We start from the raw sequence: 15,609 nt of genomic DNA, 5'->3' as shown, positions 1-15,609 counted from the left end.
AGGTCACCGTTACCGCGGTGACCATCTGCCCGCACCAAAAGACTCCCCAGGCATCTCTGCACGTCACACCCTCATTTTAGATGGGCACCAGTACTCCGTTAGCTGCTCACAATATCTGCATCAAGGATGCAGAACGACACCTGAATATCGTCGGCTTTGTGATTGGTGAAGCCGTCCTTCTGTTTTTGTGGGGTGGTACACGCACCGGTCACATCCCTATTTGGTCACACGAGGAAGGACGGACATGTAATTGGAAGCTTGCTGGCGAATGGTGCAGCAAGAGGCACGCAGAAGAAAAGTACTGGGAGCATGCGATATCAAGTCTCCAGAACGGTGGCGGCAGCCTTGGATTTCGTGGATCACCTGGCGGAACCAAAGCCAATGAAATCTTCGAGGTGCGCTTCCTCATCTATGAGATCGACAGCAAAGAAGTCTCGGTAGAGGAGCAAATAGAAATCTGGCGACATGCAGGACTGCCGGAACCAACGCTGATGGTTTTTACCGGCAACAAGTCAGTGCATGTTTACTACGTACTGGATAAGCCCTGCGGGGTTGCGGAGGGTGAACGCGCTCGGGCGGGTCTTAGTGCTCAAGTCGATGGGTATCTGGCGAAGACCTATTCGGCGGAAGTCAAAACCGACCACAGCATGCACAGGGCTAACCAGCCGCTGCGGTTGGCAGGGTCGGTGCACCCCGATACGGGACAGCGTGCCGAAATCGTTGGCGGCTGCGAAAAGCGCTACGCCCTGGAGGACATCCTCCAGTGTTGCCCGGAGGTAGAAGCACCCGAGAAAAAATCCCGGGCCAATGGCTCTGGATTCATTTCTCAGGAGCACAAAAAACACCTACAGATCGGCGACCCTGAGCGCGACATCAAGATCTTCATTGACATCGTCGAGAATTGGCTCGATCCAAAGAGTAAGGAGACGCGGGGATACAACCTCTTCCTCATGATTGGGATGGTGGCACACCTGCTGTCGTCCCGTTCAAGCGACGAATGGCTGCTGTTCCCTTACTGGAATGACTGGTGCTCCAAGGCTCCCAAATACGACGGCGAGTCTGCTCTCGAAAACAAGTGGAGCAGCTTCAGTAACGAAGGAAGCAGGGAAGATCATTGGGACCTTGGGTCGCTCATCGAGGAGGCTCGGAAGTTCGGATATGAGCCCCCAAGTGCACGGCCGATTGAACTGAGTCCACCACAGAAGGAGGAATCAGCGACGGCGCCGTTACTGGATGACGTCTTCCCAGCACCACTGGCTCATGACTTGAAGCTGATGAGTTGCTTTTCTCCGTGGCCGGAAGCACTGGTGATCAATTCGTATTTGGTCGCTGTCTCCACTGCCGCTCGAATGGGTACTGAGGTCGTCTTGTGTGAAGCGACTAACTTCAGTGTTCCGTTGAACTTGTTCCACTGCGTGGTGGGCAAGACAGGAACGCAGAAATCCCCGGCCCAGAAGGCACTGATCAAACAACCGCTGGTGCACTACGCGGATTATGTCCGTGGTTTGTACGAAGACAAACTTGCCTCGTACAACGAGCAGGTGAAAGACAGCGATGACGAATACGACCCGCCGAAACCTGCAACCGTCTCTCTCAGTGACACCAATCAGGAGGGGCTTGAGGAGCAACTCATCACGCAGGAGGAGTACGGCCTGGCACTTCTGATCGCTAAGGATGAATTAGCTGGTGTCTTCATCAGCATGGATCAGTACAAGGGTGGTGGCAGCAAGGCCGGCACAGGACAGGGCAAGCAACTTCTCGAGCTTTACGACGGCGGCAGTTTCGAAACCAAGCGTGTTGGCAAGAGCCGCTTTTGTTCCAGGACGAAGGTCAGCATCACTGGCTCAATTCAGCCGGATGTTCTGGTGAAGCTGCAGACAGATGACGATGCAGATGGGATGTGGGCACGCTTCCTGTTCTCTGAGTTGCCGTCAATACCGGCAACGCTTCCCAGGGACGTGCCGCGTCAACAACTCGAGGAAATCAAGCTGGCTCGTGAGGCTGTTGGAGAAATCCTGCGGCTCATTGGCAGCAAAAATCCACCCCTTTTGCAGCTCCAACTCAGCACAGAGGCTCAAGCGATTTTTAGCGATTACTACGACCGCAAAAGCTTGGAGGCTTCCAAGGCTGCCCTGGGTTCACATGCTGGTCTGCTGAATAAAGCTCCAGGGAAAGTGGGGCGGATTGCTGGCTTGCTCTGGTTGATTAGTGCAGCAATCGACAGGCCCAGCTGTCCAGCAGAAATTGATGCCTCAATGGTGGAACGGGCAATTCGGATCGTTGATCACAGCGATGCCTACGCCACCCAGTTCCAGCGGATGGCAAATCAAACAGAGGAGGAGCGGTGCTCGTTCCGCCTTCATGAGATTGCTCTGAAGAAACCAGGCCGCTGGATCTCAAGGAGGGAACTCGGGCAAGGCCTCGACAAACACCTCAGAGAGAATTTCAAAGCCGAGCAGCAAAGAGAGATGCTCCAAGAGTTGGCCAACAACGGCTACGGGGAGGTGCGTCCGGGGCCAAAAGGTGGCTTGGAGTATCGAGCTGCTCCAGATGCTGGGAGGGATAGGGGGGACGAAGGAGGGCAGGGGTGACCTCCCTTGAGATCCATTGCCCCAGAGGGGGTATCACCCATAAGAGGGAAGGAAGGTCAAAAACTCTCTTTATTTATCCCTACCTATTCACCCCCCTGGAGCTACACACATGGGGGTACGACCATCCTTCCCTCCTATGGCCCAAATCCATTGCGGTAGAGGCGAAGTCAAGGGAGGTCAAAGGGGGATAAGGGGGAAAATTCATCCCTCCTAAACCTCCTTTTCACCCAAGGAAAAAGGCTCTGCTCAGGAACTTGGCCCCCGGTAGAACGAAATAGATGCCTCACCCCTCGTGGATCACAGCCGAGAGCTTCAACGAATGCTGCAGCGGGCGCAGCAAATCCAACTGGCGCGATCAAGGCCGCCGTTTTGGCTTGTCACCGGAGTCTTTCGCGGTGAGGAAGTACCAGAGCCACCGGATGGTGTGGAGACATTCCAACCGTGGATCGTTGTTCATGTCGATGGCAAAAGGCCAGCCGACGACAAAGGCAAACCCGTTGGCCAACTCTGTCCGCTCAGCTGAAGTCCTCACGCAATGAGGCCACGTCGGAATAGAGCTAATTCCGACAGAATCAGCTTCAACGCTGATGTGTTCATGTCGGATGCACGCGATGATCTGGTGTCAATACTTCAGCGCACTCCCAATGACCCCAGCATTGCTGAACGAGTATCAGCACTTGAACAATCACACCCAGCTGATTTAAGCCGCGATTCTGCGCTTCTTGAGGGTGTATGGGACTTGCGTTGGAGCAGTTCAAGCCAGCCCTGGTTGCGTCAAGCACCATGGCTAGAGAATCTTCAGGTTCTGGACCCTGCTCAGAAAAGAGGATGCAATTTACTCCGACTGCGTGGACCATTTGGAGCAATGGGAGCAATCAGCGTCCAGGCTGATCTGGAAGTAATCAACGAGAAACGAGTCCAGGTCAAATTCCATAAAGGAGGCTGGCTTGGCCCCTCATTACCAGGAATTGGCCAACTCAAGTTATTACGCGAGGTTGAGCAAAGCTTCCCTGCATGGCTGGATATCACGTTCTTGGACGAAGAATTACGAATTTGCAGAGGCAATGCAGGTACAACCTTTGCACTGCTGCGTCATGAAAGCATCACTAAAGACGAACTTCTGGAATAAGTGACTTATCAGGCAAAAGTCGCAGCGGCTTCCTCACGCTGCTGAGGAGTTACTTCTAAGTACCGCTGGAGCGCTGACATTGATTTATGCCCAGACAGGGCCATAAGCACCCTCAACGGCACTCCAGCATTGTGCGCCGAAGTTAAGGCCGAACGCCGAAAAGAGTGGCTAGAAACGCCTTCTAGGCCCGATTCAGCCGCGGCCCTTTCAAGCGCATCCATAAAGCTGCGCGTACTCAGGCAAGAACCTGCAAATCTGCCTGGAACGAGATAGTCACCACCTAGAGGTTCGCGACCCTGCCGTACCACCCAAGCAGCTCTCCAAGAGCGCAGGGCTTCCCATAGCTGCGGCGTTACCGGCACCGACCGACTTGCCAGCTTGCCTTTGGTGATCCCCCGCTGGAACGTAACGGCAGATTCCGAAATCATGCCCCAGGTGAGCTGCGTTGCCTCGCCAATGCGGCAGCCAGTACGGCGACAAATCTCGGCAACGATTTGGTGATGCTGCTCAGGCAGCTTTGAAATCAATAAATCGAGCTCGTCGGTGCTCAACACACGCGACTGCCCGTGTCGATTGGACTTCATTTTTAAGTTTTTAAGTAGGCAAGAACGCAGTTTTAGCCTGCCACCGCGTCTTATTTGTATTTTACGCGGTGTTCCTACCTGGCTATCACAAGAGATCAGTGATCTTTGCTGACTATTTCTTATGCAATTGGCCTATTAGATGACACTTGCTGTTATTAGCTTTGCTGGTTGCTTAGGGGGAAGGGTTCGGATTTCTGATGTTATCAGCAACCCCTAGGGAACCTTTTGAAACAGCACCAATTCTCGATAGATTTAATGTAGCACAGCCGCTAGATAAAAAGACTAGGTAGTATTCAAGAAAGCGCATCTTGTCGAGATGAATACCACCTGGAACACAACAATAGACGAGTGGATCGTCCTCTCACGTTGCAACCGGGTGGCAGAACAACTGTTCAGCAGAGATCAACACGCAGCAGATGAATTTGGAAGGCTTGCATATCAACGCTGGATTCTCGAAGGCATCACACCTGAGCAACTACGGGACCGCAGGGCTCCTGGCATGAGTGACAGGCAAAGGCTGCGCAAATGGAAGCAGCTGAAAGCCAAAGGTTTCCCTGGAGCGATGTCATGAGTGAGAATCAGCTCGTCAACAGATTTGACGCAATACCGCCGCACATCATCAAAGCTCTGACGCTTTGCGCCAATGGCTCCACTTGGGCTGATGCTGCAGCTGCTGTTGGCATCAAGGCGCCTTGCCTCCGAAAGTGGTATCGAGACCGCAGGGCTGAAGAGTTCATCGAAGCGTTGGTACGTGAAAACCTCAACGTCGCCAACAATTTGCTGACTTCAGCAGCACCACGACTTGCAGATGAACTTATTCAGATTGCACTGGATCCCAATGTGAAGGCGTATGCAAGAACGCAGGCCATCAGCGAGAGCTTCAAAATCTTGCGCGAGAACGTCCTGGAGCAGGAGCAAAGGAGGCAGCTTCAAGAAGTAAGGGATACACTTCAGGCCCTGGAAACAGAAGCTACATGTGGTAGTCAGCATCTAAGCCATGTCATTCGACCTATTACGAGCTAAAGCAAGTATCAATATCAGAACTATAATTCCTATTGCTGGGGTGATTGTGTCATGGAATCATCAGTAGTCCCAAGAGGAAGGGCTCTATATGAGAAATCTGAACAGTGCTTTCGTCAAAGCCTATTTATAAAGATATCTACCTTAAAAAAGAAATGTGGCTATTCAGATCTTGATACAAAAGACTTTTTTGATGAGCTCTGCCGAGCCTACATAGACACAAAAGGCAGAGGATGGGAGAATCGAATTACTTCTAATTTTTTATCCGCATTCCCAGACCATCATCTCCATACTCTTTGTGTAGTTAGCCATAAATCACTTAAATTCCAAAGACCACTAGTTTATCTTGCACTCCATGCTGGATGGATCAGGCGAAGTCCTGACGGATTGTATGAACCGTCAGATCGGGCGCTGGCAGCCGAAATACTTCGCCAAAATAATAGTTTAAACTGGGAAGATATTCTTCTTAACGAGTTGAACAAAAGAGGCATCGCATTTGATCCTCCAAAATCTTTGCTTCCACCATTGCGAGGCGAGCTTAAGGGCGAAGAATTGATTTCACAATGCGAACACTTGATATCAAGTCGTTCGCTTCTACCTACAAGCTGGATAGACTTAGCTAAAGCTTGTGGATACAATAAAGACAATAAAGTTGAGTTCATAAACAATCTATTCTCTGGTCTAAACAAAAGATTTGCAGGCAATAAGCAGAAAGCAGTGGGCGATATTGTTTCCACTTTTTATGACTATGAGCTAGAAGTGCTAGCTAATCAAAAGGCTGGCGCAAAAAGGTTAAGAACTCTTTGGAACTTTTTTGCGGCTCGCAATGGCTGGATCGTTCCTGATAAAAGAGTCAAAGAGCATGATTACAAAGGCGATGTAACTGGAATCATCGACGCAATTAGGAGTGCGCATCGTGGATTACCTATAAACGAGATCCTTTTAATGGAATCCAAGAGAAGGTCTGATTCCAAAATTGAAGAACTGCGTAAAAACCAAGATCTTAAACGTAGAAAGCTCGAGAGAAATTCGATACTAGATCTCGGTTCTGGTCAAGAAGAAGCAAAAAGATTTTTGCTTCTTTCAGGTCGAGATTTAGTCGATTTTGCCGTGGATGCATTGACTGAAGGCGTCCCTGAAACCTCAATTTGTCTACGCTCAGGCTATAAAATAGACAAGATTGCTTCGTTCAGGAAGGCTTTTAGCAAAGCAGCTTCAGTCAGTTTTGGACCTCTAAGCAGAATGGTTCAAGAATACATTCAATCTACTGACGAAGTGGTTCTACCTAAGGATAAACTAGATGAGAATAATTCACAAAATCCAGCAAGCTTAGTTGCACTTGATAGACAGCTTCGCCTCTTGCAGACAAAAGTAAGGGTTAGAGACTCTGGATTTCGTGAAGCGGTTTTCGCATTACATGGAACAACATGCTTATGTTGTGATTTCAGTATCAAGAGTGTTCTAGAGGCGGCGCATATAGTGCCTGTCTCTGAGCAAGGTTCCGACGAACCAAGAAATGGAATTCCACTTTGCCCAACACATCACAGCGCTTTTGATAAGCATCTGTTCTGCATTGATCCACAAACAAATTTAATTGTTTTTAGAAGCGATATTTCTGGTAGTCTCTTAAAATTAACCAAAACCCGCATTGAGAAGGAACTTTCAACCGATGCGATTCAGAAGAGACTGAATCTATTTAAATCTCACAATAACTCTCAGAATCATTCAACTTCTTCATCAGCCAAGCAAGCTAAGTCTTCTTAAGGCCTGTCCAACTGAGCTAGCGAGCTGGAAGCTGCTGAAGCCCTAGATTTACCTCTTACCTCCGAATTTCGTTCGCATGTGAGCGTCGCGTCGCGGCCCGAATGTTAAAACTTTTTTGGCCTGGAACGACATTGAGGGATGACCGGTGCAGCCCAGCGGGCTCGCTTCCTACGGCTGGGTTAAGTGTGTTTACTTACGTCGGCCGGGGATACAGCTCAAGGGTGATGCCTCCCCTGCTGCGCTGGCTGAAGCGTTGAGCTCAGCGGCCCTTGAAATCGGCCAAGTCAGTCATCAGGGAGTGTGCTTGCTCTACCTCGGCCGGATCAAGTCGGAAGTATTCCGTTTGTGGAATCCTTTTTTCTTTGAAATGAGCATGCATTTTCCTTTCGACCTCTTGGTAGTTGCTGCAACGAACCGAGTTGAGAATCTCATCAGGGTTCAGCTCTTTCATCCGCCTAAGCAGATTCTCGGTAATTCCAATTTTGTAGATGTCAGAATTTTTGACGAAGTAAACGAATCCATACGCCTCGGTTGAATACGTTATTGAGTTCGCTTCGTTCTGACTCTGAATGACGACAACATGCTTCCCTTCGTAGCGCGCTGTCTCAGGGAGGATTCCCTCATGAATTGCCACTATGACAATTGATTTTTCAATTTCTTTTATTATGGATCCTGTGATGCCCTCTTTCTGGGCTCTTTGTTTTGCGACAAGAATTCTACTTTTAGCTGAGTAGGGCCCTTCAACGTTCTCTGCCATGCATTTAAGAATGAAGCCAACTTTGTTGTCTGTATTCCTATTCATGTTGAGGCTGTAATCGGATGGTATGAGCTTTCCTTTTGCGTTCCCCTTAATTTTCTTTACTGCAACAACAGTTGCCGGCTTCAGAATCTTGAAGACCTTGTTCCAGAACTTCGTGTCTAGGAGGACCTCAGCCAATTGCTTGGTGCGTGCCTTGCAGTTCTAGCCGACTTCAGGAGCCCAGCCAGCCTCAGCACGCCACGTTGGTGCCCAGAGCTTGCACTTCTTCATCAGGCGCTCAAATAAAATTACATACATCGGCAACAATTTTTGCTTCGTGAATAGTAGCCGGCTCATTCCAGTCATTCCATTTCGATCCAGCACCAGTGAAATTGAATAAACGCTCCGTACATAGAACCGCAATGAAAAGAGGCTGTTTTTGAGGGTTTACACCTGGAACTACAATTGAATCACCCATTTTTTGAGAGCGTCCAAAATCAAGTATTAATGGGCCATATTTTCGGGTTTCAGCTATTGCAGGGACTGCAATCAAAAGAGCTACTACAAGAAAAGGAAGGCGATTCAAGGTTCTGCGTCATCAGACAGGCTTTCTAACCCGATTATTTAGGATTCTTTGATGCACTTGCTACTAATTAAAAGAGCTAGGACTGAACTGCTCGCAGTTGATTTGCATAACTGACTGAGAGCGGCGAGATCACCTCTGTGAAGGCTGGTGGTTTCGCTTGTTTAGCCAGCCTCATACGCCCAACCGACTTGCTTCTGCCAGGTGGGAGCCCAAAGCTTGCACTTCCTCTTGAGGTGCTCGCCTTGCTGTAACTGCTGCTGCCTGAGGTTGCAGCCCGAGGGAAGCGCTACCTCCGACTGGAACGGGAGCGGTTGCTGACGTCGGACGAAATCACTCCAGCAGAGGCTTTACCCATTCCAGCTCTTGGCTGGATGCGAAAAACCCCTGGATCGAGTCTTTGACCCTCATGTCGAAGCTGCGGCACTGGACTGAGGGACTAGGACAGTTCCTCTTGATCTCAAGGTCACTGAGCTTGAAGTTGTAGGCCGCCCACTGAATTCTGAGGGGCAGCTCCTTCAAGCAAACCGCTCCAAAGCCAAAGAGGGCGATGCCAGCAGCAACTCCGACCCCGATACCTAAGCCCTGCTTGAAATTCTTGTGCATGCGCCAAGGTTGGCAGCTGAACCCCTAACCAACTAGTTGGTCATCGGCATCTAAGAGTGCCTTCCCTTTCGAAACTCTCAGCACCTCTCCTGTAATGGAGGGGCTGCTGAACAGAACTCGATAGGTGTTCCCTGTTGCCAGCGATTTTGTGCGGGCATGAACGAACGCCTTGAATTCAGTTTGAAAGCAAGTTTCTCTGGCCCACTGATCGGGGCCATTGTCCCGTTCAACGCAGTACATAGATCTGACGCAAGTACCTACACCTTTGGTGTGTCCTGTCCCGTGCGCCTGTGATCTCAAAATCACCTTCGGGATCATGTCTTCAATTGGCGATCAAACCCTTGGAACGATGTGAGTCACCAGGTCAGCGTTCACCCGGTTGATGACGCCGGTATCGACATCAGCGACCTGGAGCAACGTTGGAACTTTGGGGTTCCTGGCACCGCCATCGACCCAGATCACATCAGCCATGCGCCAGGCGCCTTCCGTGTCAGTGACGATCACGGTCATGGCTGCTTTGACGTGCAGGAAAACAGGATCCGCCTTCGGCGCAGCAACGGCGCTTGCATGATCAACCGACATACCCTTTGATTAAGTACAGATGTACTAGTACAGGTTGGCGGCTTCGTGCAACTACGAGGAACAACGAGCAGTGCTGAGATCAGCCTTCCGTGCAAACACGAAAAATTGGCTGAAACCCCTTGCTGCAAAGCAGCGAGCAACTGCCTTCTAAGCAGTCGGTCGATGGTTCGAATCCATCAGGGGGCGTCGACGACGAAGCCACTCCAACGAAAACGTCTTGAAATGGTTCAAACGGGTTATGGAGCCCCTCGGATTGTTGAAGGGGCTCCCATCAGACGCTCAGCTGTAGGCCTTGGCAATCAGGGGGCCAGCCTGCTCATCTGACAGCACTGGGGTGACCTCCCAGTCAAGGCACTCGGCCCACTCGGCGGCATGCTCGTAACAGGCATCAGCGTTGTCTGCCTCCACGAGGATCCAGCCTTCAACCGAGCCAGGGGCATGCCAACGCTTCCAGGACTTGCACTCAGGGAAAGGCGCACCCGTTGCCAGGAACTTCTTGGCAGCAATTTCGTGGTAGCCGGTCTTGAACGACCAGTGCATCAAAAAGGTCATGGAAGGTGTTGAAGCCAGCGAACATTCCCACAGACCAGACAGCTTGTCTGTGAGGGCGAACACGGAGGGATGGAACGCTGCAGGCCCTTCCCTCAATCGTCATCGGCAGTCGTCTTGCATCCAGCGTCAAGCGCGGTTACATGGGAGCCATACAGCCAGATGGCGGAATGCCGGAGCTTCTCAAGCGTCAGATCGACCGCCTGGAAACCGCCATTGACCTGTCGACAGACTGGCTTGAAATTCAATATCTGATGGTTGAGCTCGATCAACTCAAAGCTCTGTATGAGGAGGCGGAATCAGAGGCTGCTTAAGCGGGTTTTGACATCAGCCTCAGATCAAAACTCCATCGAAATCAGCCACACGTCCGGCCAGCTTGTTCAGCGTTATGGGGCCAGCCCTGCCAGCGTGGGCAGTGATTGACGTTCCATGGGATGAATAACAAGCAGCAGGCGGAACTGGAACGCCTCGAACGGGTGCTTGCGGTGGCCAAGCGGAACGGAAACGAGCTCTTCATTCAGAACATCGAACGGGAGATCGCCGCCGTACAGCGGGGTGAAAGCTCCCCCCTCATCGAGGAATACCTCACCGAGGAAGAACGGGCATCAAGGGGCGTCGATAACCAGACCGAGGCTTGAAACCAACTGAAAGGCACGCCATCCAAACAATCGATCGTTCAGGCCCTCAAGGCAATGCGCCTTAATGCTGATGACTTTGGGCCCAGAAGGCACAAAACTATGGGCATCGAGATCGGAGGAGCCCATGACGGACGACACTCCACCCCAGCAGACCAAAGAAGCAGACTGACTTTCTGGCCCCTGCTCCAACAGTCTCAACAATGACCTGGGTTGGTCCTTTGGTGGGCACGCAATGGTCCGCCACGCCAATCGACGCTCCACTTGCACCGTCTCAGGTGCCCTCGGAGAAAACGACCCAACACCTCGAGCCCATGGCCCCAGGGCGCCTCGAGCCAGACGCTTCGACCCTTTCTTTTCTTCGCTGAAGTGATGGGTTGAACGATGCACAAACGAGCGAGTTAGGCCGTCTTTCCACCGGGAAGGGCGGCCTTCCTCTTTGTCTGATCACCCTGAAACAGCAACAACCTGATCTCATCTCAGGCTCACGTTCAACACTTAAGGGAAAGAGTCATGCAGGCAAGCATCAAGCTTCTGCATCTTCAACATCGGCCCCAGAACCAACACCCTCAGCCACGGGATCCTGCCCAGGCCGCCAACCACTTTCCCAGATTTCCCGCGTCTTGAGGTTCAACTCGTCGCGCGATAATCCCCATAGCGTGAGACATTTTTGAAGATCATCGCGAATATCTTCAGCGCCAGGAAAATCCGCATAACGAGAAAACAATGCAGCAATCGTTGTCAACTGCTGCGGACCTGGCGTGCCCTCATGACCCAAAACAGCATCGATCTGGTCGCGATCGATGGCGTAAAGCGGATGGGTTTGTTGCGTGTCGTCGGTCATCAACCAATCATGCCTGAACAGGACGACCAGAGCAGCGGATCAGTCGAGCTCCCAGCACTCAGAACCACGACTGGTGAGCAGGCACACAACATGGTTTTCCTCGCTGATCAGGCGATATGTATGCCCATCAGCATCACTGCGGGCACGGGCATGCCAGAACGCATTGTCTTTTGAAGCGTGCTCGGCACGGTTGGACCAACCCTCAACAGTTAGCTCTTGAACCGCAAACATGCGCTTGACTCGAACTGAACAAAGGCTCGAGGGAAACACGGGTTCTGTGCAGGATCAACAGAAACTCGTTGGGATCACTTGATCAGCTGTTGTAATCAGCGTAAAGCTGAAATTTTGTCGACGCTTGAACCAACTTCCTCTATGGAAAGACGCTCCGCTATGGCGTCATTCTGAAGACGAAAGAGAAAGCCATTCACCCAAGCTGTCTCTTTGTTGTTGACCTCATGGCCACGGTCAACAAATCCGGGCTGCTGCTGGAACAGATGCAGAAGAATGGTCAGAACGTCCTGCGGTGAAAGATTTTCAGGGTCAATCGATGGCAATTGATCCCTGACATCCAGATACGACATTGATCCGGTGGTCGCAACATCAAAGGCCACTGTCGACTTGCACACACGATCAGTCCATCCAAACAAACAGCCCCACCGAAGTGGGGCGTCATCCCTTGAATGAAACGGGGATCAGAGCCAATTGGCACGCATGGCCTCGTAGGTCACGCCTCGGTATTTCAACTGAGTTGGAGCAACCTTCTCTTTCGCCAGCTTGACGGGAGAGAGATGGGCAGAGGTGTAGTCGCTGGATTCGGATCCGCGAGCCACAGCCTTTTTGGAGCTGTTGCGGAGCTGCACGCGCAGCTCACGCTGCTTCAGAAGCTGAAGAGCATTCATGGTGTTCCTCGTAGAAAGCTCAGGCCCCGTTCCATGCCCTGAGTCGAACTGCGCTTCGCTATGTAGCGAAGTGAACGTTTGTAGCAGTTGCTACAAAATAAATATAGGACACCCAAGACCGGTTGCGCTGTTCGTCACGCAACAGCGAGAGGCAATTAGATCAAGCTCAACCGCACAAGCTGCGGCAATGCGAGCGAATTGTGGTCGTCTTCATTCGTCGTTCTCAATTCAAGGTTGAAAAACAGCGCTGATTGCTCCTGAACAAAAGGGCCTGCATGCCACGTTCCCGGATGCAGCTTGAAGGCTTCACCGGCTTGAAACTTGATCAGAGCGATGGAGGATACGGCAGGGGGACAGCCTGAATCCGTTGAAGGAGCCATGGCCAACCACCAGGGCTGTGCATCGGCAGACCCCAAACATTGGCTCACGCGATAGTGCCGCGTCATCGACTTGAGCACGGGGGGCCGGCGGCGGATCCGCATCACATAGAAACGTGGCAAGCCATCTGCAGCGAAATACAGATCTGCATCGGCGGGCCCGAACATTGCAGGGTCGCCCTGCGGACGCAACAAGGTGCCGCAGCGCTCCAACCAAGGCAAGTCCGATGAAATCGGCGTCAGGCTCTGGGTTTCCTCGTGTTCCATCCCGTCAGGATATGAAAACCAGGCCCTGCACCAACGCAACAAATGGTGCCTTGAGCCACTGACGCCAGGGTCGCGACTCCCTATCACCTGAAAAAGGTGAACCGATCATGCTGACCACATCAACACGCTTGAAACTGCAAAACATCTGCAGCCGTCTGGCCCAGGGTGAGTTCGTATCCCTCCAGGAACGTGTCTACCTTCAAAAATTTGCCGAACGCGATCGCAGCGTCAGCACGTGGGTGAGCAGAGCGCAGCGTTTTCAACGGGAAGGCACGCAACAAGGGCTCGACGGCTTAATGGCCGATCTCGATCTGGGGCGACGCAATCCAGACGACCCTGAGCATCCAGAGGATGATCTCGGCGACTGGTTCAGCAATGCCTCGCCCTGGCTGCGTCGCGACTGAAGCCCCTTAGCTGGGATCGTCGAGGGGGCCGAAATGGTTGACGGCAACCTCCTGCAAGGTCTTCAACGATTCCAGAACAGCCAGGCGTTGCTGCGCCTGGGCAAGCATTGGCTTGCCATGGGGAACACATGACTCGATCAGGGATGCCGCCTCAGAGGCCTCAGCCTTCACCCAACCGGTGCATCGTTCGAGGCGGGTGGTGAGATCACCATCGCGCAACGCACCCGAATAGTTCGGCCCTGCGAAAACCTCGAGAAGTGTCGCCAGTGCGTCCCTGGCCTGCTCCCGATTCACCGTCATAGGGCTTGTGGAATACGGGCCCACACTGGCAGCACGGGCACAAAAAAGCCGCCACAAATGGGCGGCCGGGTGATGGGGATATCCACAGCTTACCTGAACGATCCAGTGATTGCAGGCCTTTTGAAGAAACGGCGACAACGCAGTTCGTCAAAGTTATCCACCTTCCTGTGGACAAAACGCCGCCAAGCGATGTCTTGTGAAATTCAATCCACCAGATGTGGTGGATCAGCTGCACAAACTTGACGCGAAGCACTACACTTATTGGAGCGCCAGGTGATGGGGATTACTTGGCTTAATCCTCCGTTCAACGGAGGGTTTTTTATGGCTTGTTCCTCAACAAGGCAGACCTGTCTGGAGAGCCTTTGTATCCAAGGAGCGTGTCTACACAGCGGAGCTGAGCCAAAGGTGCACAACTTTGTTCATTGATCTGAGTGCGCTGGAGCTTTCTTTGGTTCTGACCCAGCCCAGTGGGATCAGACAACAACTCCGTGAGAAACGAGTCAGATCCCTACAGACCCACGCCATAAGCTCCGTGCATCCATCACAGGATCCCGGCTGATGCGTTCCCTCAACGGACTGCTGCCTCTCTCGATTGCTCTAAGTCTGCTCTCGTCTGCGGCAGGAGCTCTGGAGCTGGGTCCTTGTGAGCCCGCCAAAGCGGTGAAGATCATCGACACCAGTTTGAAAGAAGGAAAAACGCTTCAGCAAGCCATGGAGATGATGATCAAAGAGAAGGTCTTTGATGGATCCAAAGCCTGCATCACCTTCATCCGCGAGACCTCGATGACCATGCGAGATCCCCACCCAAGCGCTTTCAAAGCGCTCTGGTTGAACTGAACATCCGTCTGATCCTGATGATGTCGGTTTGGCGGAGAAGCAGTCACTGAGCCAACGGCGTAAGAACAAAACCGACATCATCAAGTCAGGATCAAGCCGAATCATGCAGACCCCACGACGGATCAACGATCCCACCAACAGCCTCGCCGTCGTGGTTGCCATCGTTCTCAGCGCACTGCTGTTGTTGGGCCAGGCTCTGTTCATCGTTCCAGCCGGCAAGGTTGCCGTGGTCACCACCTTGGGCAAGGTGAGCGGAGGATCGCGACTGCCCGGCCTCAATCTCAAAGTGCCGTTCATTCAATCGGTGTATCCCTTTGATGTGCGAACCCAGGTCAAACCGGAGGAATTTGCCACCCTCACCAAAGACCTCCAGGTGATTGAAGCCACCGCAACTGTGAAATACGCGGTTCGTCCCAACGAAGCTGGACGGATCTACCGAACGATCGCCGGCAATGACCGTGAGATCTATCCCCGCATCATTCAGCCGTCATTGCTGAAAGCCCTGAAGTCGGTCTTCTCCCAGTACGAGCTGGTCACCATTGCCACCGAATGGAACGACATCTCCGCCCTGGTGGAGCGCACGGTTGCCGAAGAGCTGGACAAGTTTGATTATGTGGAAGTGCGCGGTCTTGACCTCACAGGCCTGCAGATCGCCGAGGAATATCGCGCCGCCATTGAACAAAAACAGATCGCCGAGCAACAACTGCTCCGCGCCCAAACCGAAGTGAAGATCGCTGAACAGGAAGCCCTGCGTTACGACACCCTGAATCGCAGTCTTGATGATCAGGTTCTCTACAAACTGTTCCTCGACAAGTGGGATGGGCAAACGGAGGTGGTACCGGCCCTTCCGGGCAGCAATGGCAGCACACCTCCAGTAATTGTGGGGCGACGCAACTGAA

At 52.2% G+C, this 15,609-nt stretch carries 23 protein-coding genes and 1 tRNA gene; 11 read left to right on the top strand and 13 right to left on the bottom strand.

What is annotated here, in order from left to right; genetic code table 11:
- The first annotated feature begins 80 nt into the window (after positions 1 to 80).
- Positions 81 to 2,591, top strand: a complete 2,511-nt coding sequence (locus SynA1562_RS02845; protein ID WP_186494669.1) for a DUF3987 domain-containing protein — start codon at positions 81 to 83, stop codon at positions 2,589 to 2,591.
- A gap of 355 nt (positions 2,592 to 2,946) precedes the next feature.
- On the opposite strand, the gene SynA1562_RS02840 is transcribed toward SynA1562_RS02845, so the two are convergent.
- Positions 2,947 to 3,096 (bottom strand): hypothetical protein, encoded by a 150-nt coding sequence (locus tag SynA1562_RS02840; RefSeq protein ID WP_186494668.1) that lies wholly within the window; start codon positions 3,094 to 3,096, stop codon positions 2,947 to 2,949.
- 90 nt (positions 3,097 to 3,186) lie between these two features.
- On the opposite strand from SynA1562_RS02840, the gene SynA1562_RS02835 reads away from it, so the two are divergent.
- Positions 3,187 to 3,720: a PAP/fibrillin family protein gene (locus tag SynA1562_RS02835; RefSeq protein WP_186494667.1), complete on the top strand. Its 534-nt coding sequence runs from the start codon at positions 3,187 to 3,189 to the stop codon at positions 3,718 to 3,720.
- An 8-nt stretch (positions 3,721 to 3,728) separates the two neighbouring features.
- On the opposite strand, the gene SynA1562_RS02830 is transcribed toward SynA1562_RS02835, so the two are convergent.
- Positions 3,729 to 4,274, bottom strand: coding sequence for a site-specific integrase (locus tag SynA1562_RS02830; protein ID WP_255445770.1), 546 nt, complete (start codon positions 4,272 to 4,274; stop codon positions 3,729 to 3,731).
- Between the two features lie 346 nt (positions 4,275 to 4,620).
- Between SynA1562_RS02830 and SynA1562_RS02825 the strand changes: the two genes are divergently transcribed.
- The 3 genes from SynA1562_RS02825 to SynA1562_RS02815 are packed head-to-tail and all read left to right on the top strand — an operon-like array spanning position 4,621 to position 7,088.
- The gene (locus tag SynA1562_RS02825; RefSeq protein ID WP_186494665.1) at positions 4,621 to 4,875 is read left to right on the top strand and encodes a hypothetical protein; all 255 of its coding nucleotides are present in this window, start codon (positions 4,621 to 4,623) and stop codon (positions 4,873 to 4,875) included.
- Positions 4,872 to 5,327 (top strand): hypothetical protein, encoded by a 456-nt coding sequence (locus SynA1562_RS02820; protein WP_186494664.1) that lies wholly within the window; start codon positions 4,872 to 4,874, stop codon positions 5,325 to 5,327. The genes SynA1562_RS02825 and SynA1562_RS02820 overlap by 4 nt, the downstream gene beginning before the upstream one ends.
- Positions 5,328 to 5,378: 51 nt before the next feature.
- A complete protein-coding gene (locus SynA1562_RS02815; RefSeq protein WP_186494663.1) occupies positions 5,379 to 7,088 on the top strand; it encodes an HNH endonuclease in 1,710 nt (569 codons plus the stop codon).
- Positions 7,089 to 7,347: 259 nt separating this feature from the next.
- Here the strand turns inward: SynA1562_RS02815 and SynA1562_RS02810 are convergent, their stop codons facing one another.
- The 4 genes from SynA1562_RS02810 to SynA1562_RS02795 form a co-directional block, all read right to left on the bottom strand.
- Positions 7,348 to 8,025 carry a GIY-YIG nuclease family protein gene (locus SynA1562_RS02810; protein ID WP_186494662.1) on the bottom strand — a complete coding sequence of 226 codons (678 nt, stop codon included), beginning with the start codon at positions 8,023 to 8,025 and terminating at the stop codon, positions 7,348 to 7,350.
- A gap of 100 nt (positions 8,026 to 8,125) precedes the next feature.
- Positions 8,126 to 8,413: a hypothetical protein gene (locus SynA1562_RS02805; protein WP_186494661.1), complete on the bottom strand. Its 288-nt coding sequence runs from the start codon at positions 8,411 to 8,413 to the stop codon at positions 8,126 to 8,128.
- 330 nt (positions 8,414 to 8,743) lie between these two features.
- Positions 8,744 to 8,932, bottom strand: coding sequence for a hypothetical protein (locus tag SynA1562_RS02800; protein WP_186494660.1), 189 nt, complete (start codon positions 8,930 to 8,932; stop codon positions 8,744 to 8,746).
- A 417-nt stretch (positions 8,933 to 9,349) separates the two neighbouring features.
- Positions 9,350 to 9,598: a DUF3104 domain-containing protein gene (locus tag SynA1562_RS02795; protein ID WP_186494659.1), complete on the bottom strand. Its 249-nt coding sequence runs from the start codon at positions 9,596 to 9,598 to the stop codon at positions 9,350 to 9,352.
- Between the two features lie 113 nt (positions 9,599 to 9,711).
- Between SynA1562_RS02795 and SynA1562_RS02790 the strand changes: the two genes are divergently transcribed.
- Positions 9,712 to 9,781 (top strand) — tRNA-Arg (locus tag SynA1562_RS02790).
- A gap of 96 nt (positions 9,782 to 9,877) precedes the next feature.
- Here SynA1562_RS02790 and SynA1562_RS02785 read toward each other — a convergent pair.
- The gene (locus SynA1562_RS02785; protein ID WP_114988194.1) at positions 9,878 to 10,150 is read right to left on the bottom strand and encodes a DUF3303 domain-containing protein; all 273 of its coding nucleotides are present in this window, start codon (positions 10,148 to 10,150) and stop codon (positions 9,878 to 9,880) included.
- 167 nt (positions 10,151 to 10,317) lie between these two features.
- Here SynA1562_RS02785 and SynA1562_RS02780 point away from each other — a divergent pair, with 167 nt between their 5' ends.
- Together SynA1562_RS02780 and SynA1562_RS02775 are read left to right on the top strand one after the other, a co-directional pair.
- On the top strand, positions 10,318 to 10,461 hold the full coding sequence (locus tag SynA1562_RS02780) for a hypothetical protein (protein ID WP_186494658.1): 144 nt from the start codon (positions 10,318 to 10,320) through the stop codon (positions 10,459 to 10,461).
- Between the two features lie 120 nt (positions 10,462 to 10,581).
- Positions 10,582 to 10,785 carry a hypothetical protein gene (locus SynA1562_RS02775; RefSeq protein ID WP_186494657.1) on the top strand — a complete coding sequence of 68 codons (204 nt, stop codon included), beginning with the start codon at positions 10,582 to 10,584 and terminating at the stop codon, positions 10,783 to 10,785.
- A gap of 523 nt (positions 10,786 to 11,308) precedes the next feature.
- Here the strand turns inward: SynA1562_RS02775 and SynA1562_RS02770 are convergent.
- The 5 genes from SynA1562_RS02770 to SynA1562_RS02750 all read right to left on the bottom strand — a co-directional run bounded on the left by SynA1562_RS02770 (position 11,309) and on the right by SynA1562_RS02750 (position 13,169).
- Positions 11,309 to 11,626 carry a DUF3288 family protein gene (locus SynA1562_RS02770; protein WP_186494656.1) on the bottom strand — a complete coding sequence of 106 codons (318 nt, stop codon included), beginning with the start codon at positions 11,624 to 11,626 and terminating at the stop codon, positions 11,309 to 11,311.
- A 39-nt stretch (positions 11,627 to 11,665) separates the two neighbouring features.
- Positions 11,666 to 11,857 carry a hypothetical protein gene (locus tag SynA1562_RS02765; protein ID WP_011363535.1) on the bottom strand — a complete coding sequence of 64 codons (192 nt, stop codon included), beginning with the start codon at positions 11,855 to 11,857 and terminating at the stop codon, positions 11,666 to 11,668.
- Between the two features lie 95 nt (positions 11,858 to 11,952).
- The gene (locus SynA1562_RS02760; protein WP_255445699.1) at positions 11,953 to 12,237 is read right to left on the bottom strand and encodes a hypothetical protein; all 285 of its coding nucleotides are present in this window, start codon (positions 12,235 to 12,237) and stop codon (positions 11,953 to 11,955) included.
- 81 nt (positions 12,238 to 12,318) lie between these two features.
- Positions 12,319 to 12,525, bottom strand: a complete 207-nt coding sequence (locus SynA1562_RS02755) for a hypothetical protein (RefSeq protein ID WP_041434375.1) — start codon at positions 12,523 to 12,525, stop codon at positions 12,319 to 12,321.
- 155 nt (positions 12,526 to 12,680) lie between these two features.
- Positions 12,681 to 13,169 carry a hypothetical protein gene (locus tag SynA1562_RS02750; RefSeq protein ID WP_186494655.1) on the bottom strand — a complete coding sequence of 163 codons (489 nt, stop codon included), beginning with the start codon at positions 13,167 to 13,169 and terminating at the stop codon, positions 12,681 to 12,683.
- Positions 13,170 to 13,276: 107 nt separating this feature from the next.
- Here SynA1562_RS02750 and SynA1562_RS02745 point away from each other — a divergent pair, with 107 nt between their 5' ends.
- Positions 13,277 to 13,573, top strand: a complete 297-nt coding sequence (locus tag SynA1562_RS02745; RefSeq protein WP_186494654.1) for a hypothetical protein — start codon at positions 13,277 to 13,279, stop codon at positions 13,571 to 13,573.
- 6 nt (positions 13,574 to 13,579) lie between these two features.
- Here SynA1562_RS02745 and SynA1562_RS02740 read toward each other — a convergent pair whose 3' ends face one another.
- Positions 13,580 to 13,873: a hypothetical protein gene (locus SynA1562_RS02740; protein ID WP_186494653.1), complete on the bottom strand. Its 294-nt coding sequence runs from the start codon at positions 13,871 to 13,873 to the stop codon at positions 13,580 to 13,582.
- 558 nt (positions 13,874 to 14,431) lie between these two features.
- Between SynA1562_RS02740 and SynA1562_RS02735 the strand changes: the two genes are divergently transcribed.
- Both SynA1562_RS02735 and SynA1562_RS02730 read left to right on the top strand, forming a co-directional pair.
- Entirely contained in the window at positions 14,432 to 14,710 is a 279-nt protein-coding gene (locus tag SynA1562_RS02735; RefSeq protein WP_186494652.1) for a hypothetical protein, read from the top strand.
- 103 nt (positions 14,711 to 14,813) lie between these two features.
- Positions 14,814 to 15,608, top strand: a complete 795-nt coding sequence (locus SynA1562_RS02730) for a prohibitin family protein (RefSeq protein WP_186494651.1) — start codon at positions 14,814 to 14,816, stop codon at positions 15,606 to 15,608.
- Position 15,609 lies beyond the last annotated feature (1 nt).

It is taken from the genome of Synechococcus sp. A15-62, assembly GCF_014280075.1.
Taxonomy (GTDB): domain Bacteria; phylum Cyanobacteriota; class Cyanobacteriia; order PCC-6307; family Cyanobiaceae; genus Parasynechococcus.
Note: the sequence above shows the minus strand (reverse complement) of the source record. Positions and strands in the feature narration are given on the sequence as shown.

Coding starts and splice junctions, on each gene's coding strand:
- SynA1562_RS02795 (WP_186494659.1), bottom strand. CDS start 9,598: ATGTCGGTTGATCATGCAAGCGCCGTTGCTGCGCCGAAGGCGGATCCT.
- SynA1562_RS02735 (WP_186494652.1), top strand. CDS start 14,432: ATGCGTTCCCTCAACGGACTGCTGCCTCTCTCGATTGCTCTAAGTCTG.
- SynA1562_RS02845 (WP_186494669.1), top strand. CDS start 81: ATGGGCACCAGTACTCCGTTAGCTGCTCACAATATCTGCATCAAGGAT.
- SynA1562_RS02730 (WP_186494651.1), top strand. CDS start 14,814: ATGCAGACCCCACGACGGATCAACGATCCCACCAACAGCCTCGCCGTC.
- SynA1562_RS02835 (WP_186494667.1), top strand. CDS start 3,187: ATGTCGGATGCACGCGATGATCTGGTGTCAATACTTCAGCGCACTCCC.
- SynA1562_RS02825 (WP_186494665.1), top strand. CDS start 4,621: ATGAATACCACCTGGAACACAACAATAGACGAGTGGATCGTCCTCTCA.
- SynA1562_RS02775 (WP_186494657.1), top strand. CDS start 10,582: ATGAATAACAAGCAGCAGGCGGAACTGGAACGCCTCGAACGGGTGCTT.
- SynA1562_RS02815 (WP_186494663.1), top strand. CDS start 5,379: ATGGAATCATCAGTAGTCCCAAGAGGAAGGGCTCTATATGAGAAATCT.
- SynA1562_RS02770 (WP_186494656.1), bottom strand. CDS start 11,626: ATGACCGACGACACGCAACAAACCCATCCGCTTTACGCCATCGATCGC.
- SynA1562_RS02785 (WP_114988194.1), bottom strand. CDS start 10,150: ATGACCTTTTTGATGCACTGGTCGTTCAAGACCGGCTACCACGAAATT.
- SynA1562_RS02765 (WP_011363535.1), bottom strand. CDS start 11,857: ATGTTTGCGGTTCAAGAGCTAACTGTTGAGGGTTGGTCCAACCGTGCC.
- SynA1562_RS02780 (WP_186494658.1), top strand. CDS start 10,318: ATGCCGGAGCTTCTCAAGCGTCAGATCGACCGCCTGGAAACCGCCATT.
- SynA1562_RS02750 (WP_186494655.1), bottom strand. CDS start 13,169: ATGGAACACGAGGAAACCCAGAGCCTGACGCCGATTTCATCGGACTTG.
- SynA1562_RS02755 (WP_041434375.1), bottom strand. CDS start 12,525: ATGAATGCTCTTCAGCTTCTGAAGCAGCGTGAGCTGCGCGTGCAGCTC.
- SynA1562_RS02740 (WP_186494653.1), bottom strand. CDS start 13,873: ATGACGGTGAATCGGGAGCAGGCCAGGGACGCACTGGCGACACTTCTC.
- SynA1562_RS02820 (WP_186494664.1), top strand. CDS start 4,872: ATGAGTGAGAATCAGCTCGTCAACAGATTTGACGCAATACCGCCGCAC.
- SynA1562_RS02745 (WP_186494654.1), top strand. CDS start 13,277: ATGCTGACCACATCAACACGCTTGAAACTGCAAAACATCTGCAGCCGT.